We start from the raw sequence: 15,821 nt of genomic DNA on the forward strand, positions 1-15,821 counted from the left end.
TACGTCTTGGGATGACGCAAGGGGAGACGGATGAGTGGCGAAGGGTGATTTTGCATTTCCGCTGGCTCCGGACCGGGCCTTGGCGCTCGGCGAGATCCATGCGCGTCCCTATGCGCTGGTCAAATCCGGCCGGGTGATCTTCCAGCTCGCTTTCATGACGGATGGTGGCGCGCTCGTGCATCATGCCGCGATCGCCGAACTGTCACGCGGGCGCGGCATCGCGCCACCGGAACGCCAGGCCCGCCATCACCAGCTGGCCTGGGGGCAGGGCACGCTGCGCTGGGAGCGTCACACCGAATTTTCCACCTGGTTCTGGGATGGTCCGGTGCCGGAAAAATTCGGTGGCGACGTCTCGATCCATCCTTTCGGCGATGGCTTTACCGCGCCGGGTCCGCTGATTTCCGGCATAAGACTGGAACTGCGCCCGGACGGCCCGGAAATCGCCGAAGCCAAGGCGGCGTTCGATCCCGCCAGCCTCTGTTACAGCGAGCTGAAGAACGGCCAGGCGGCGGTGCTGACCGACTTTCGCCAGGACGGAAATGGTCTCACCCAGATCCTCGTCATCGATCGCGGTATGACCGAAGCCGGCCGCGGCGCGCTGGTGCAGCGCCTGCTCGACATCGAGACCTATCGCACGACGGCCATGCTCGGCCTGCCGCTTGCTCAGACGCTGTCGCCGGAAATCCGCCGCATCGAGGATGGCCTGACCGCCGTGACCCAGCGCATGAAAGCCCATGCACGCGAAGAATCCGACGAGATGCTGGCCGAGATCACCCGCCTTGCCGCCGAACTCGAGGCCAATGCCGCGCTCAGCCTCTATCGCTTCGGCGCCAGCCGCGCCTATGACGGCATCGTGCGCGAGCGCATCAAGACACTCGACGAGACGCCGGTGCCGGGTCACGAGACGCTTGGCTCCTTCCTGGAACGACGTCTGGCGCCCGCCATGCGCACCTGCCAGTCGATCGAGGAACGCCAGGCCAACCTGTCGCGCAAGCTGTCGCGGGCCACGGGACTGGTGCGATCCTGGATCGATGTCGAACTGGAGCGGCAGAATTCCGATCTGCTGACCACGATGAACCGCCGCGCAGAGATGCAATTGCGCCTGCAGCAGACGGTCGAAGGCCTCTCGGTTGCCGCCATTTCCTATTATGTCGTCGGCCTGATCGGCTATGCGGCAAAGGCCATCAGCCACGACATCCTGCCGGTCGATCCGGCGGTGATCACCGGCGTGTCCGTACCGTTTGCAGTCCTCGGTGTCTGGTGGGTGGTGCGGCGGATCAGGAAGAGCCACGAAGACGGGCATTGAAAGCCTGTCTCTGCGCCCAGCCCGTCAAAGGCTGATCAGCGCTGTTCCGATCACCGCCAGGGCTGCGCCGATCCAGGCCGTGGCGGCAGGAGGCTTTCCGGTGCGCACCCACAGCATCGGCAGGATGACGACCGGCGTCATCGACGACAGAGTCGAGACGATGCCGACATTGCCTTGTGCCAGCGCCGCCATCAGCAGCGACATGCCAAGCCCTGTGCCGAAAAACGAGGCCGCGACGCCAAGTCCGAGATGGCGCCAAGCGAAACTCTGCCGGTCCTTCAGGGCCGCGATTGGCAGCAGTGCAATGACGATGAAGAACAGGGCAGCGAGGCCGGAACGGATGGCCATCGCCGTGAACGGCTCGACGCCCGCCGCCATGGCCGGGCGGGCACACAGGCTGCCCAGTGCCTGGCCAAGCGCCGTGATGATTCCGAGCACCACGCCGCGCCATGGCACGTTTCCCCCGGGCTTCACGGGATGTTTTGCGTGGATCCCCGGCTTTCCCGGCAGTCCGACAGCGAGCACGATCCCGGCCAGCACCAGCGCCACCCCGCCACTCTGTCTGAGACTGATCGTTTCACCGAGCACAAGATAGCCGAGCAGAAGTGCAAAGGGCGAGGTCAGCGAAAACAGCAGGGCCGTTACCCGCGCGCCGGCGGCATAGATCGCCGCAAAATAGGTCGTGCTGGCGATCATGATGCCAAACAGGCTGGAGGCGGCGAGATAACCGACATGCCATGCCTCGACATGGCGCCAGCCGCCGAGAATAACCGATACCGTGCCGGTCATGATCACGGCCGCTGTCATCTGCCACAGTGCCAGGCGGAAAAGTCCGACCTTGCCGTTCAACTCGTTGATCAGCATGCCGCTCATGGCAATGCAGGTGGCAGCGCCAAGCGCGAGAAGTTCGGACAGGAACATGGGAAACCGACTGGCAAGGGTGTGTGCGTTGGCTGCTCTCTAGCAGGCGCCTCAGGGATTGGCCACCGGGCGGACCGATATTCGCCAAGCTTGAAACGGGCCAGATCGGCTGGTTTCGGTTCGATGGCATCGCGAAGACGAAAATTACTTGCCCGTCCTTGCCGGGCAGCCGATATAGGTGGCAACAGCAGGAATGATGTAAGCGGACTATATGGCAAGGCAGATACGCGCAAAACTCGACAAGAAGGGCCTGTCCGGCCTTGGTCTCGACAAGCTGGTCGAGATCCTGCTTGAGGAGGCGACGGCCAACAAGGCGCTGAAGGCGCGGCTGCTGACGGCACTGGCCGGCGAGACCGGCCCGCACGAAATGGCCCGCCTGCTCGACAAGCGCCTCGATGCTTATGATCAGGCGACGACTCGTATCAACAATGCCCGCGCCAAGGATATGGCGGTCGAATTCGCCGGTCTGTCGCGCAACATCCTCTCCGAGCTCGGCGCTGCCGACCCGGCCGGCGCTGCCGAGCGCATCCTGCGGTTTCTCGCGCTGCGCTTCCCGATCTCGGCGCGGCTAGTGTCGGACAATGCCCGGCTGTGGAAGGTGTTCGACGATACCGAGATCGCAGCCGCCGAATTGATCGCAACGATCGCGCCGGAAGAACAGGTGCTGCTGGTGCCGCAGATCGAAAAGCTGCGGCTGCGCGATCGCTACGGCGAACACACCGGCTTCCTCTCGACGCTCACCGGCGTTCTCGGCAAGCCGGCTGCCGACACCTGGAAGGCGCTGCTGAACGAAGTCCTGCCCAAGGAACCCCTGAAACTCGGGGCGCTGGATCTCCTGCAGGCGCTTGCCCTGCATCAGGGCGACCTCGACACATTGCTGAAGCTCGAAAACACCAAGCCGGAAAACCGTCGCGACACGCTGGCCATGGCCGCACTCCTGCATGCCGCCGGCCGTTTTCAGGACGCACTGGAATGGGTACAGCAACGCCCGAGCGGCCTGCGGCTTTTGCCGTTCAGGGGTGAGCTTGTCTCGGTCGGTCCGGAATACGGCGCCCGCGAACGCCGCTTGCTCGAGGCGGAAATCCTCGAACGGCTGAAGCGCCGCGAGGATGCCCAGGCTCTGCGTTGGCGCGAGTTTTCCGAGACCTTCGATCCAACTGTCCTCAAGCTTTATCTGTCCAAGCTCGATGATTTCGCCGAATTCGACGAGATCGATCGGGCCTTTGCCGTGGTCGAGAATGCCAGCGACATCTACGCCGCGCTGGAGTTCTTCGTCACCTGGCCCAAGCTCGATCGTGCGGCCGCCCATGTGTTGCGCCACGATGATCGCTGGGAAGGCCGCTATTTCGAGGATCTGGCGCCGGCGGCGGAAGCCTTGGCAGATCAGCAGCCGCTGGCGGCAACGGTCCTCTATCGCACGCTGATATCAGATATCCTGCGCCGCGGCATCGGTATCGCCTATCCGAATGCCGCCCGCTACCTTGTCGAGCTTGGCCGGATCGCGCCGCATCTGCCGGACGATGCAAGGCTCAAGGATCACGAGGATTTCGTCGACGACCTGCGCCGCAACCATCCGAAGAAACATGGCTTCTGGAGTGCGGTTCCGGGGATCTGGCCGTAGGCCGGACGGCTGTTGGTGTGTGCCTTCTTGGTAGGCGAATGCTTACCGATCCCAGTAGGGGTGCGGTCCGTAGAGCTCTGCCACGTAGTCGATGAACAGCCGCACCTTGGCCGGCAGGAACTGCCGGCTCGGATAGACCGCCGACAGCGCCACGTTGCGCGAGCTTTCATAAGTCGGCAGCACCTGCACCAGTTTTCCGGACTTGAGTTCCAGGCCTATATCCCAGGTCGAGCGCAGGGCGATGCCGAGCCCGGCGATCACCGCCTCGCGGATCACCTCGCTCGAATTGGTGGTCAGCATGCCTTCCGGGCGCAGCGTCACGGGGCCGGTCGGCCCCTCGAGCCGCCAGGCTTCGTGATTGTGCGCCGGCAGGCAGCGATGGCGTTTGAGATCTTCCAGCGCCGCCGGTTCGCCATGCGCGGCGAGATAGTCCGGCGAGGCGCAGAGAACACGGCGCACCGGCGCGAGCTTGCGTGCCACCAGCGAACTGTCGTTCAGCTCGGCAATGCGGATCGCCAGGTCGAATCCGCTGCCGACAATGTCGGTGAACTCGTCGGAGAGCACCAGATTGATTTCCAGATCGGGATGCGTCTGCATGAAGGGCTTCAGGTGCGGCGCGATATGCATGCGGCCGAACGACGTCGGCGCCGAGATCTTCAGCGTGCCATTGACCTCCGAGGAACGGCCGGAAGCAAAGGCCTCCGCCTCTTCCAGCCCGCCAAGGATCGTCAGGACCCGCTGGTGAAACCCCTGGCCCGCCTCCGTCAAGGAAATCTGCCGCGTCGTGCGCTGCAGGAGCCGGGTGCCGAGCTTGTCCTCCAGCCGCTTGATGCGTTTCGACACCACGGCGGGCGACAGGCCCAGATCGCGCGCGGCTGTGGACATGCTTCCCGCCGCAATCACGCGAACGAAGACTTCAAGGTCGCCAAGATTGGTCATGAATGAATGCTACTTTTTCCTGATTTGTCATAAGTGCATAGCATTTGCTGTATGGCATTCAAAGTGGTAAGAAATTTATACCAGTTGATCGGATTGACTGTGGTTGAGCATCCGGTCGTCCCCGTCTAGGGTGAGAGGAAGGGGGAGAACAGATGTCCGAAGCCATCGCCTTTTTGCCGCCGCAGGCCGCCATCCTGTCGCGTCGCGCCGAAATCCTCGCCGATCTCGCCGAGCTTGTGCCCGCCGGACGATTGGTGCATGAGCCCAACGCGCTTGTGCCCTTCGAGACCGATGGCTTCATCGCCTATCGCCGCCGACCTCTCGCGGTCGTCCTGCCGGAAACCACGGCCCAGGTCGCAGCCGTGATGAAATACTGTCATCGCTATACCATACCGGTCGTTCCGCGCGGCGCAGGCACTTCGCTGTCCGGCGGCGCGATCCCGCAGGAGGATGCGGTGGTGCTCGGCCTGTCGGCCATGAGCCGCATCCTCGACATCGACTTTGCCAACCGCACGGCGACCGTGCAGGCCGGCGTCACCAATCTCAACATTTCCGAAGCCGTCGGTGCCGATGGCTTCTTTTATGCGCCCGATCCGAGTTCGCAGCTTGCCTGCACCATCGGCGGCAATATCGCGATGAATTCCGGCGGCGCCCACTGTCTGAAATACGGCGTCACCACCAATAACCTGCTCGGCGTCAAACTGGTGCTGGTCGATGGCACGGTGATCGATCTCGGTGGCAAACATCTCGATGCAGAAGGTTATGACCTGCTCGGCCTCATCTGCGGCTCGGAGGGCCAGCTCGGCATTGTCACCGAAGCGACCGTGCGCCTGCTCGCCAAGCCCGAAGGCGCGCGCCCGGTGCTGTTCGGCTTCGACAGCGCGGAAGCTGCCGGCACCTGCGTCGCCGATGTCATCGGCGCCGGCATCGTGCCGGTCGCGATCGAATTCATGGACAAGCCGGCGATCGAGATCTGCGAGGCCTTTGCCAAGGCCGGTTATCCGCTCGATGTCGAAGCGCTGCTGATCGTCGAGGTCGAAGGTTCGGAAGCGGAGATGGATGCGATGCTGGCCTCCATCGTCGAGATCGCCAGGCGCCACGGCGTCAAGACGGTGCGTGAATGCCAATCCGCCACCGAAGCCGCGTTGATCTGGAAAGGCCGCAAATCCGCCTTCGGCGCCACCGGTCGCATCGCCGACTACATCTGCATGGACGGCACTGTGCCGCTCAGCCAGCTCGCCTATGTGCTGCGCAAGACCTCAGAGATCATCGCGCATTACGGCCTGCGCGTCGCCAATGTCTTTCATGCCGGTGACGGCAACATGCACCCGCTGATCCTCTACAATATCAACGACCCCGAGGATGCCGCCAAGGCCGAAGCCGCAGGCATGGAAATCCTGAAACTCTGCGTCGATGCCGGCGGCTGCTTGACCGGCGAACATGGTGTCGGCATCGAGAAGCGCGACCTGATGCGCCATCAGTTTGCCGAGGTTGATCTCGCCCAGCAGATGGCGGTGCGCGCCGCGTTTGACGCGGCCTGGATCCTCAATCCCTCCAAGGTCTTTCCGCTGGAGGGCAGGTCGTGATGGTGGCTTCGATGGTGCACCCCTCTCTGCCCTGCCGGGCATCTCCCCCACAAGGGGGGAGATCGATAGAACCGCCTCCCGGCACCCTGCGACCAGAAGATAATGTCGCCCCGTCAGTTGTACCTGCCGACAAAGCTGCTGTGTTCTCCTTCGGATCAGATTGGCGAAGGTTCCGCGTCTTGCCGATCTCCCTCCTTGTGGGGGAGATGCCCGGCAGGGCAGAGGGGGGTATTCACACCCGCGAGGCCCGAAAGCCAATCACACGTCGCTTTGCTCGAAAGCCCATGCCATGCTGACCCCGACAACCGAAACCGAAGCGGCCGACATTGTCCGCGACCATGCCGGACATGGTCAGCCACTGCGGATATCCGGTGGCGGCACCCGTGCCGGCTTCGGCAATCCGGTGACGGGCGCAGTATCCCTGAGCGCCACCAATCTTACCGGCATCACCGCCTACAACCCTGCGGAAATGGTGATTACCGCCCGTGCCGGCACGCCGGTCGCCGAGATCGAGGCAGCACTGGCGGAAAACGGCCAGGGCATGGCCTTCGAGCCGATTGACCATCGCGGTTTGATGGGGACCGCTGGTGAGCCGACGCTCGGCGGCCTGTTTGCCAGCAATGCCTCCGGCCCGCGCCGCTTCACTTTGGGTGCTGCCCGCGACCATCTGCTCGGCGTGCGTTTCGTCAATGGACGCGGCGAGGTCATCAAGGCAGGCGGCAAGGTAATGAAAAATGTCACCGGGCTCGATCTGGTCAAGCTTCTCGCCGGCTCCCATGGTACGTTGGGTTTTCTTACCGAAGTCACCTTCAAGGTGCTGCCGACACCGAAGACGGCTGTGACCATCGTTCTGTCCGGTCTCGAAGACGAGGCCGCTGTCCGGGCCATGGCGGCGGCCATGGCACTGCCGGTCGAAGTCTCGGGTGCCGCGCATCTTCCCGAAAGTGTGGCCGGCCGCTTCATCGGCGGCGTTCTGCCGGAAGGGGCTGCCACCGTGCTACGGCTGGAAGGGCTCGCCGCCTCCGTTGCCGTACGCGCCGAGACACTGCTGGCTGCCATGGCAGCCCATGGTCCGGTCTCGAGGCTGCCGGTCGAACAGACGACGACACTCTGGCACGAGATCCGCGATGTTGCTCCTTACGCCGATGGATCGCAGCGCCCGCTCTGGCGGGTGTCCATGCCGCCTTCGGAGGGCTGGAAACTGGTCGCCGGTCTTCGCCTGCGCGCCGGCATCGATGCCTTCTACGACTGGCAGGGTGGCCTGATCTGGATGCACATGGAGGCGGACCCGGAAGCCGAGATCCTGCGCCATGGTATCCGCACGCTCGGCGGCGGTCATGCGACGCTGATGCGGGCGCCGGATGCCGTTCGTGCCGTCACGCCGGCCTTCGAGCCGCAATCGCCGGCGGTCGCCTTGCTTTCACAGCGCATCAGGGCAAAATTCGATCCGCACGGGATCTTCAATCCCGGTTTGATGGCGCCAGGAGCTTCGCTATGACCGACCCGAATTCGCAAGTGCCGACCCCTTCATCGACAGAGAGCTGGTTCACGCCGGGCCGGCTGAACGCCCAACTGGTCTACGGCCTCTATCTCGTCAGCTTTGTCGTCGGCATCAGCGGCATCATCGGCCTGGTGATCGCCTATATGAACCGCGGCAAGGGGCCTGCCTGGGTCGACACGCATTATACCTGGGCTATCCGCACCTTCTGGATCGGTCTCCTTTATGCGCTGGTCTCTTCCATTCTGACGATCTTCTTCTTCGGCCTGATCCTGCTGTTTGCCACCGCGATCTGGATCGTCGTGCGCTGCGTCATCGGCCTGCAGAAGGTTTCGGCAAACCAGCCGATCGAACGACCCGACAGTTGGTGGGTCTAATCAGCAAGTAAGGAGAGCGGCGATCCGGGTTCACTCGGAGACCGCTCTTTCGGAGGATCGACGTGCAGACCAATTTCACCGCCGAGCAGCTTGCCGATCCGCATATTGCGGAGGCGGAATCGATCCTGCGCAAATGCGTGCATTGCGGTTTCTGCACGGCGACCTGTCCGACCTATGTCACGCTCGGCAACGAACTCGACAGCCCGCGCGGCCGCATCTACCTGATCAAGGACATGCTGGAAAACGGCCGCGCCGCCGACAAGGAGATCGTCACCCATATCGACCGCTGTCTGTCCTGCCTAGCCTGCACCACGACCTGTCCGTCGGGTGTCGACTACATGCACCTGGTCGACCATGCCCGCATCCATATCGAAAAGACCTACAGGCGACCGCTGGTGAATCGCCTGACGCGCGGTATCCTGGCCATGGTCCTGCCGTATCCGGGCCGCTTCCGACTGGCGCTGAAGCTCGCCGGTCTCGGCCGTCCCCTGGCTGGTCTGTTTGATCGCGTTCCGTCGCTGAAGCCGTTCGCCGCCATGCTGCGGCTTGCGCCTGCGTCCGTGCCGGCGCCATCGCCCTTGGCACAACCGGCAAGGCATCCGCCGTTGACCCATCGCCGTGGCCGCGTCGCCATCCTGACCGGCTGCGCCCAGCCAGTACTCGATCCCGGCATCAATGCAGCCGCCATCCGTCTTCTGACCCGGCTCGGCGTCGAAGTGGTTGTTCCGCAAGGGGAGGGCTGCTGCGGTGCGCTGGTGCATCACATGGGACGCGAAGAACAGGCGCTTGCCTCGGCCCGCCGCAATGTCGATGTCTGGTGTCGCGAGATCGAGGCCGGCGGGCTGGATGCCATCATCATCACCACATCCGGCTGTGGCACCACGATCAAGGATTATGGCCACATGCTGCGCCTCGATCCGGCCTATGCCGAAAAGGCGGCGAAGATTTCGGCCCTGGCGAAAGACGTCACAGAGTATCTTGCCAGCCTCGACCTGCCGGCTTGCGAACCGAAGGGCCTGACCGTTGCCTATCATTCGGCCTGCTCGCTGCAGCATGGCCAGAAGGTGACAATGGCGCCGAAGCAACTGCTGAAGGCGGCTGGCTTCACGGTAAAGGACCCGCCCGAAGGCCATCTTTGCTGCGGCTCGGCTGGCACCTACAACATCATGCAGCCCGATATTTCCGCCAGGCTGAAGGCCCGCAAGGTCAGGAACATTGAATCGACGAAGCCGGACCTGATCGCAGCCGGCAATATCGGTTGTATGACCCAGATCGGCTCGGCCACCGGCATTCCGATCGTGCACACGGTCGAACTGCTCGACTGGGCCTATGGTGGCGAAAAACCGAGCGCTCTCGACGTCCGTTAGCCGGCTCGGGCGTAAATTATTAAGTGCTTGCTGTTATGCTGAGCTTGGGACGGTGTAGTCCCAAGGAGGAAGCATGTTAAAATTGGTGGCCTCTCTCGCCTTGGCGGTCCTGGTCGCGGTTTCGGGTCCGGCATATGCCGCTGGGCGTATCTATTGCGCCACGTCGGACGCGGTGTTGAACATGTCGCTGGAAAGCGGCTTCAGCAAGAAAGATCCAAAGAAGCTGGTGCATTTTCGCGGCATTGCCGCGGTAAAGGGGCCGGACGCGCCGCCCGAGCTTGGCCGGTTCGAGATCAATTCCGACATGCTGCAGCAATATTGGATGGACGGAAAGGAAATGCGCTTCCAGATCCGCGCCTTCCTTCCGGCGAAAAAACCGACCGCCCAGATCGAGCTTTCTGTCCTGACCCAGCGTGGTTCGGATCAGGAGCAAAGCTTCAAAGGCAGCTATGCCCTGAAGGTTGCCCGGTTGACCGGAGACACAAAAGCCCCGCGCGAAACGATCGTTTCACACGAGGCTCCCATTTTCTGCACCATCAAGTGACGCTGCCGCTGCCGGCGTGATGTGTCGTCACCACGCTGGCTGCCTGCCAATTCAGCCGCCGAAAACGGTGCGCAGGAAATCGATGCCGCGGTCTTCGAAGCTGACATCACCCTGACGATTGCCGGGGCCGACGACGATGACCTTGGAACCGATCGAGGCACGTTCGTACAGGTGCTCGACATCCTTGTTCATCATGCGGATGCAGCCGGACGACATGTTGAGACCGATGGTCCAGGGCTGGTTGGTGCCGTGGATGCGGAAGATGGTGTCGCGACCGCCCTTGTAGAGATACATGGCGCGCGCGCCGAGCGGATTGTCCACGCCACCTTCCTGCACGATCGGCAGGATATGGCCCTTGGCCGCCTCGCGCTGGCGCATTTCGGCCGGCGGACGCCAGCTCGGCCATTCTTCCTTGCGGCCGATCTTCACCACGCCCGACCAGCCAAAACCTTCGCGGCCGACGCCCACGCCGTAGCGCAGTGCGCGGTTCTTGCCCTCGACGAGATAGAGGAACTTGTTGTTGGTATCGATGATGATCGTGCCCGGCTGTTCGTTGGTCTGCAGCCGCACGGCACGACGCTTGAATTTTTCCGGAACCTGCTTCGGCTGCGCCACCAGCGTCACGTCGCTGGTCGTCTCGATACGGTTCAGGCTGATTGCCTCGGCCGGCAAGGGCAGGGCGAATGCGACCGCAAGTAATGCGGCAGCGGCACGAAGTCGAATGCTGGTCTGCATGGATAGTCCCCCGAAAAACAATAGGAGGAGAGCCTAGCCGACTCCCCTCCCAAAGCAAGTGCTAACTGATCTGCTGGCTGCATCCCTGCCGCCTGTGTGTTTTACATCACGATAACCTTGGTGCCGACATTCACCCGTTCATAGAGATCGGTCACGTCTTCGTTTCGCATGCGGATGCAGCCGGAGGACACCCCGTTGCCGATCGTCCAGGGCGCATTGGTGCCGTGGATCCGGTAGAGGGTGGAGCCGAGATACATGGCGCGCGCACCAAGCGGATTTTCCGGCCCGCCTTCCATCGAGGCCGGCAGATAGTGGCCCTTGGCGGCTTCGCGCTTGATCATTTCCTGTGGCGGATGCCAGGACGGCCATTCGGCCTTGCGTGTCACCTTGTGCGTTCCAGCCCATTCGAAGCCCGGCTTGCCGACGCCGACGCCGTAGCGCTTGGCCTGGCCACCATCCATCACGAGGTAGAGGAAGCGGTTGTTGGTATCGATGACGATCGTGCCCGGCTTGTGCTCGGTCTCGTAGGCGACCATCTGCGGCAGGAAGATCGGGTCGATCTGGGTCTTGACCGGCTTGTTCGGGCGCATGGCCGCCTGCTGCACCACGGGCTGCCGCGAAACGGCGCCCGGCTGGTCGAACAGGGTGCGGCGCTGCTGGCGTAGCTGTCGCTGCTGCACTGGGCGCTGCTGCTGCAGGACCTGGCGTTGATAGACGGGTGTAGCCCGGCGCTGGGCCGGCGCGACCACCCGCTGCCGCTGCTGTGGCACGCCACCCAGCTGCATCACCCATGGGGCCGACAGGTCGGGACTGACGATGACCGGCGGACGGTTCTGGTAACGCTCGCTGGCGGCAACCGGGAATGCCAGCGGCAGGCTGGCAATGAGCGCCAGCAGGATCATTCTTTTCGACATCGGACAACTCGCTACATGGGACCGAAAACAACAGAAGGCGGCATCAGTGCATGCGCCTTGCTGACGCGGATCGTGCCAGCCCGAACCCCGCCAATTGGTAAACAGGCGTTCATGAAAATGCATTCGGCGGCGTAAACCTTTCGTCAGGGTTAGCGCCGCGTTTGGAAACTTCGTGAACAAATGGTAAACGCCGGAGACGACGCACCGGTGGCAAGGGAGAAGGCTGACATGACAACGGACGAGGCAGGATTGATCACCGGCGAGGACGGGCTCGCCCGCTGCTTCTGGCATGGCGGACTGGACGATTACCGCCGTTATCATGATGAGGAATGGGGCAATCCGGTCACCGACGATATCCGGCTGTTTGAAAAGATCTGCCTCGAAGGCTTCCAGTCGGGCCTGTCCTGGCTGACCATCCTGCGCAAGCGCGACAATTTCCGCGCAGCCTTCGCCGGTTTCGATTTCCACCAGGTCGCCCTGTTCGGCGACGACGATATTGCCCGGTGCCTGGCCGACGCCGGCATCATCCGCCATCGCGGCAAGATCGTCTCGACGATCAACAATGCCCGCCATGCGATCGACCTGAAGGCCGAGTTCGGCTCGCTGGCCCGCTATTTCTGGAGCTTCGAGCCGGATCAGTGCGAGCGTCCCGCCCGCATGGATTATGCGACGCTGAGGGCCAACCCGACCTCGCCGACCTCGATACGCTTGTCCAAGGATCTGAAGAAACGCGGCTGGAGTTTTGTCGGGCCGACCACCGTCTATGCCTTCATGCAGGCCATGGGTCTGGTCAATGATCATATCGAAGGCTGCTGCTGCCGGGAGACAATCGAGCAGAAGCGGCTGGTTTTCGTGCGTCCGTAACGGCTAGTCGATGCTCATCGCCAATACGCGGCTGATCTCCGTCAGGGAGCGGCCGGACTGTTCGCGCCAGCGGTTGAAGGCTGCCTGCACCGCGGCCCTGTCCTTGGCCGATGTCGGAGCCTTGGCAACCACGCCCTCGGCGATCAGCCGGTTGACGACGCTTCGCGACAGAATGAAACTGTCGATGCCGCAAAAGCGCAGGAAATACTGCCCGGTATTGCCGCCCAGTCGGGTGCCGCGTTTCTGCAGCAGGTCGAGAAGACCGATATAGTTGTCCGCCGGCCAGTCGGCAAAGAAGGCGCCGGCGCTGCCATGTTCGCGAGCGATCTCCGACAGGAAGGCGGCGTTCTGCTGCACGGCCCTGATCTTCGGCCCATGCCGGACGATCCGCGTATCGGAGACCAGCCGTTCGAAATCCTCGTCATGCAGCATGGCGCAGCTTCCGATGTCGAAACCGTCGAAGGCGGCCTCGAAGCCCGGCCACATGGCATCCACGACCTTCCAGTTGAAGCCGGACTGGAAGATGCAACGGGTCATCGTCGCCAGGAAGCGGTCGTCGGGCGTCGCGGCAATCTCGGCAAGCGGTTTTGGGTGCTGAAGCCCGTCCATCACCTCGGCCTCGCCCCGGCGATCGACGGCAAGCGACCAGATGTCCTCGAAAGTTCGCATCGGCGCTCCTACTGTCCCAGCGTTTCGATCAGAGACGGAACGTCGCCCAGATGCGCGATCTCGCGAAAACGCGGTGCCTCGGTCGGCCGGTCGACATGCTCGAGCACCCAGGTCAGTTCATGCGGCACGAACACGCCCCAGGCGCCAGCGGCAATCGCCGGCACGATGTCTGATTTAAGCGAGTTTCCAATCATCACCGACCGTTCCGGTCCCTCGCCATGTTTGCCAAAAATCCGTCGATAGGTGGTCGCCGACTTGTCGGAAACGATCTCGACGGCGTCGAAATAATCGCCGAGCCCCGACTGCGCCAGTTTGCGTTCCTGGTCGAAAAGGTCGCCCTTGGTGATCAGCACGAGGAAATAGTGGCCCGAAAGCGCCTCCAGTGCCGCGCGTGCATGCGGCAGGCATTCGACCGGGTGGCTGAGAAGTTCGCGGCCGATCGACAGGATTTCGCCGATCACCGTGCCCGGCACCCGGCCCTCGGTGATCTCCAGCGCGGTTTCCACCATCGACAGGGTAAAGCCCTTGATGCCGAAACCATAGTGGGAAAGGTTGCGTTTCTCGGCCTCCAGCAGCCGTTCCGAAACGCGGTCGCCTTCGGCAAACTCCGACAGAAGGCTCTGAAAATGCGCTTCCGTCAGCTTGTAGTATTGCTCGTTCTGCCAAAGCGTATCGTCGGCGTCGAAGCCGACGACGGTGATCGGACGAATGGACATCGCGCCCTCCGGGATGTGAATGCGCCAGAGATTAGCCTGCCACTTCGGCAAAGCAATGGCGCTTTGCCGCGCCATTGCGATTGTTCAAGGCTGTTTCACTCTTTCACGGCGTGGACTACTGGCCGTGCTTCGACAGCCAGTCCTTCATCATGGCAATCTCGCCTTCCTGCGCCTGGATCACCTCTTCGGCCAGCTTGCGGATGTCCGCATCCTTGCCGTATTCCAGGACGATCCGGGCCATGTCGATTGCGCCCTGGTGATGCGGGATCATGCCGCGGACGAAGTCGACATCGGCATCGCCGGTCAGCGGCGCTGCCATGTCGGCATGCATCTTGTCATTGGCCGCCTGGAAGGCCTTCGACGACGGGCCGTCATCGCCCATCGGCATCATATGGTCCTGATGCATCGTGTGGTCCTGGGCGATGGCAAACGTGGAAGTGAGAGCGAGCGTCAGTGACGCCGCAACGATGATTGTCTTCAGCATGGTTTTTCCCTTTTCTCAGACGGGATGATCGAATGGTGGTCTGGCGGTCAAGCCGCCACAACAGCATTGATCAGGCCCGGGGAGGGGGCACCTGGGGGGCAAGCACGAGTGAGAGAAGACGTGGCGAAAGCTGCGGCGCTTCTGCGGCCCGCGCCGACTTTCCGGCATCGGCAAAAGCGATTTGCGGCACCAGCGTCACGCAGGCGGCGCAATGTCCACCCGGCAGCATCTTTGCTCCACCGGCTTTGCCCACCGGCGTGGAGGCGGTGGCGGCATGTGGACAGTCCGGATCTGCCGTCATGGCCGACATTTCGTGTTGGCCGGGATTGTCCGCCATCCCGATCCCCATACCCATACCCATGGCAATCGCGCCGGAGATCGGCATCGCACCATAGGCCAGGGCTGCAATCAGCAGCATGAGACGGATGAACCTGTTCATGGCTGACAAGGTAAGCGCGATTGGGCCAAAAGCAAGGCACGCCTTCAGCGACATGTGCGCGCAATCACCCGGTGCACCACCTGATGGTCGGCGCTTTGCTCGCCGAACGGCACAACAGGCCAGTCCCATTCCGAGGCCAAGTCCAAGTGAGAGCCCCAGCGCGCATCGGGGGCGGGTACCTCGACACCATGCAGCAGATCCACGGTTTCCTGGCCCCGGCCGGCCCGGTCGATCACGCTGTAGGCGACATCCGTCAACAGGCATGTCGTTGCTGCGATATCGCGTAGACCGTGCAGATGCGCCGAGATCAGCGTCTTCAGCGCATCGCCCGGCATCGTCCCGGCCGAGATCGTCTCCAGCCGCTTCTTCGCGCCGATCCCGATCTGCGACAGCAGATTGGCCGAAACGACGAAATCGAGATAGGGCACCTGGCGCAGGAAGGAGAGCGGATCGGGTTTCTGCCCCATGGCCAAGGAATCGAAGCCGGAAAGATCACGCTCGATCAGCCGGATGTTTTTCAGGCCCTTCAGTGCAATCCAGGCTCTTGTGCTGGCCAGATGCACGAGATCGACCAGCACCACGGTGTCGAAGCGCTTCGCAAGCTCGACGATCGGCACGTCGCGCAACAGTCCTGACCCGAGCACCACGGCTGTCCGCTGCTGCCGCAATCCGTCGCATGCCGCGACGATAGCCGCCTTGCTGCGCGCCTCATGCTCCGCCCACTGTCGCGCGCAGCGATGAGCCCGCGACCAGAGATTGACGGACGAGCGCAGATAGGGCCGATGCGCCGGCATCGTCAGCGGCCAGCTTGCCGCATAGTTCAACGCTTCGAGGATCATGC

17 protein-coding genes are annotated in these 15,821 nt (G+C 62.8%); 8 read left to right on the plus strand and 9 right to left on the minus strand.

The annotated features are described in order from the left end of the window. The first annotated feature begins 34 nt into the window (after positions 1-34). Positions 35-1,306: a DUF3422 family protein gene (locus GVK95_RS03855; protein WP_159946710.1), complete on the plus strand. Its 1,272-nt coding sequence runs from the start codon at positions 35-37 to the stop codon at positions 1,304-1,306. 24 nt (positions 1,307-1,330) lie between these two features. Here GVK95_RS03855 and GVK95_RS03860 read toward each other — a convergent pair whose 3' ends face one another. Further along, a complete protein-coding gene (locus tag GVK95_RS03860) occupies positions 1,331-2,227 on the minus strand; it encodes a DMT family transporter (RefSeq protein ID WP_159946712.1) in 897 nt (298 codons plus the stop codon). Positions 2,228-2,438: 211 nt separating this feature from the next. Here GVK95_RS03860 and GVK95_RS03865 point away from each other — a divergent pair, with 211 nt between their 5' ends. Next, on the plus strand, positions 2,439-3,848 hold the full coding sequence (locus GVK95_RS03865; RefSeq protein WP_159946714.1) for a DUF6880 family protein: 1,410 nt from the start codon (positions 2,439-2,441) through the stop codon (positions 3,846-3,848). A 42-nt stretch (positions 3,849-3,890) separates the two neighbouring features. Here GVK95_RS03865 and GVK95_RS03870 read toward each other — a convergent pair whose 3' ends face one another. Next, the gene (locus GVK95_RS03870) at positions 3,891-4,787 is read right to left on the minus strand and encodes a LysR family transcriptional regulator (protein WP_159946716.1); all 897 of its coding nucleotides are present in this window, start codon (positions 4,785-4,787) and stop codon (positions 3,891-3,893) included. 152 nt (positions 4,788-4,939) lie between these two features. Here GVK95_RS03870 and GVK95_RS03875 point away from each other — a divergent pair, with 152 nt between their 5' ends. The 5 genes from GVK95_RS03875 to GVK95_RS03895 all read left to right on the plus strand — a co-directional run bounded on the left by GVK95_RS03875 (position 4,940) and on the right by GVK95_RS03895 (position 10,159). Next, positions 4,940-6,373, plus strand: a complete 1,434-nt coding sequence (locus tag GVK95_RS03875; protein ID WP_159946718.1) for an FAD-linked oxidase C-terminal domain-containing protein — start codon at positions 4,940-4,942, stop codon at positions 6,371-6,373. Positions 6,374-6,662: 289 nt separating this feature from the next. Beyond that, the gene (gene glcE / locus GVK95_RS03880; RefSeq protein WP_159946720.1) at positions 6,663-7,871 is read left to right on the plus strand and encodes a glycolate oxidase subunit GlcE; all 1,209 of its coding nucleotides are present in this window, start codon (positions 6,663-6,665) and stop codon (positions 7,869-7,871) included. After that, positions 7,868-8,248, plus strand: a complete 381-nt coding sequence (locus GVK95_RS03885) for a DUF4870 domain-containing protein (protein ID WP_159946722.1) — start codon at positions 7,868-7,870, stop codon at positions 8,246-8,248. Before glcE ends, GVK95_RS03885 begins: the two co-directional genes overlap by 4 nt. A 62-nt stretch (positions 8,249-8,310) precedes the next feature. Then, entirely contained in the window at positions 8,311-9,615 is a 1,305-nt protein-coding gene (glcF, locus tag GVK95_RS03890) for a glycolate oxidase subunit GlcF (RefSeq protein ID WP_159946724.1), read from the plus strand. A gap of 73 nt (positions 9,616-9,688) precedes the next feature. After that, positions 9,689-10,159: a hypothetical protein gene (locus tag GVK95_RS03895; RefSeq protein ID WP_159946726.1), complete on the plus strand. Its 471-nt coding sequence runs from the start codon at positions 9,689-9,691 to the stop codon at positions 10,157-10,159. 51 nt (positions 10,160-10,210) lie between these two features. Here GVK95_RS03895 and GVK95_RS03900 read toward each other — a convergent pair whose 3' ends face one another. After that, on the minus strand, positions 10,211-10,894 hold the full coding sequence (locus GVK95_RS03900; protein ID WP_159946728.1) for a L,D-transpeptidase: 684 nt from the start codon (positions 10,892-10,894) through the stop codon (positions 10,211-10,213). Between the two features lie 101 nt (positions 10,895-10,995). Further along, positions 10,996-11,808: a L,D-transpeptidase gene (locus tag GVK95_RS03905; RefSeq protein ID WP_159946730.1), complete on the minus strand. Its 813-nt coding sequence runs from the start codon at positions 11,806-11,808 to the stop codon at positions 10,996-10,998. Positions 11,809-12,036: 228 nt separating this feature from the next. On the opposite strand from GVK95_RS03905, the gene GVK95_RS03910 reads away from it, so the two are divergent. Next, entirely contained in the window at positions 12,037-12,672 is a 636-nt protein-coding gene (locus GVK95_RS03910) for a DNA-3-methyladenine glycosylase I (RefSeq protein WP_159946732.1), read from the plus strand. A 3-nt stretch (positions 12,673-12,675) separates the two neighbouring features. Here GVK95_RS03910 and GVK95_RS03915 read toward each other — a convergent pair whose 3' ends face one another. From GVK95_RS03915 to GVK95_RS03935, 5 genes are all read right to left on the minus strand, one after another. Continuing rightward, positions 12,676-13,341, minus strand: coding sequence for a DNA-3-methyladenine glycosylase I (locus GVK95_RS03915; protein WP_159946734.1), 666 nt, complete (start codon positions 13,339-13,341; stop codon positions 12,676-12,678). A gap of 8 nt (positions 13,342-13,349) precedes the next feature. Then, complete coding sequence (locus GVK95_RS03920) at positions 13,350-14,057, minus strand: HAD family hydrolase (protein ID WP_159946736.1); 708 nt, start codon at positions 14,055-14,057, stop codon at positions 13,350-13,352. A 115-nt stretch (positions 14,058-14,172) separates the two neighbouring features. Beyond that, positions 14,173-14,541, minus strand: a complete 369-nt coding sequence (locus GVK95_RS03925) for a DUF305 domain-containing protein (RefSeq protein WP_159946738.1) — start codon at positions 14,539-14,541, stop codon at positions 14,173-14,175. Positions 14,542-14,611: 70 nt separating this feature from the next. Further along, on the minus strand, positions 14,612-14,980 hold the full coding sequence (locus GVK95_RS03930) for a hypothetical protein (RefSeq protein ID WP_159946740.1): 369 nt from the start codon (positions 14,978-14,980) through the stop codon (positions 14,612-14,614). Positions 14,981-15,024: 44 nt separating this feature from the next. Beyond that, a complete protein-coding gene (locus GVK95_RS03935) occupies positions 15,025-15,819 on the minus strand; it encodes a hypothetical protein (RefSeq protein WP_159946742.1) in 795 nt (264 codons plus the stop codon). Between the last annotated feature and the right edge of the window lie 2 nt (positions 15,820-15,821).

It is taken from the genome of Rhizobium sp. 18065 (assembly GCF_902706095.1).
Lineage (GTDB): Bacteria > Pseudomonadota > Alphaproteobacteria > Rhizobiales > Rhizobiaceae > Allorhizobium.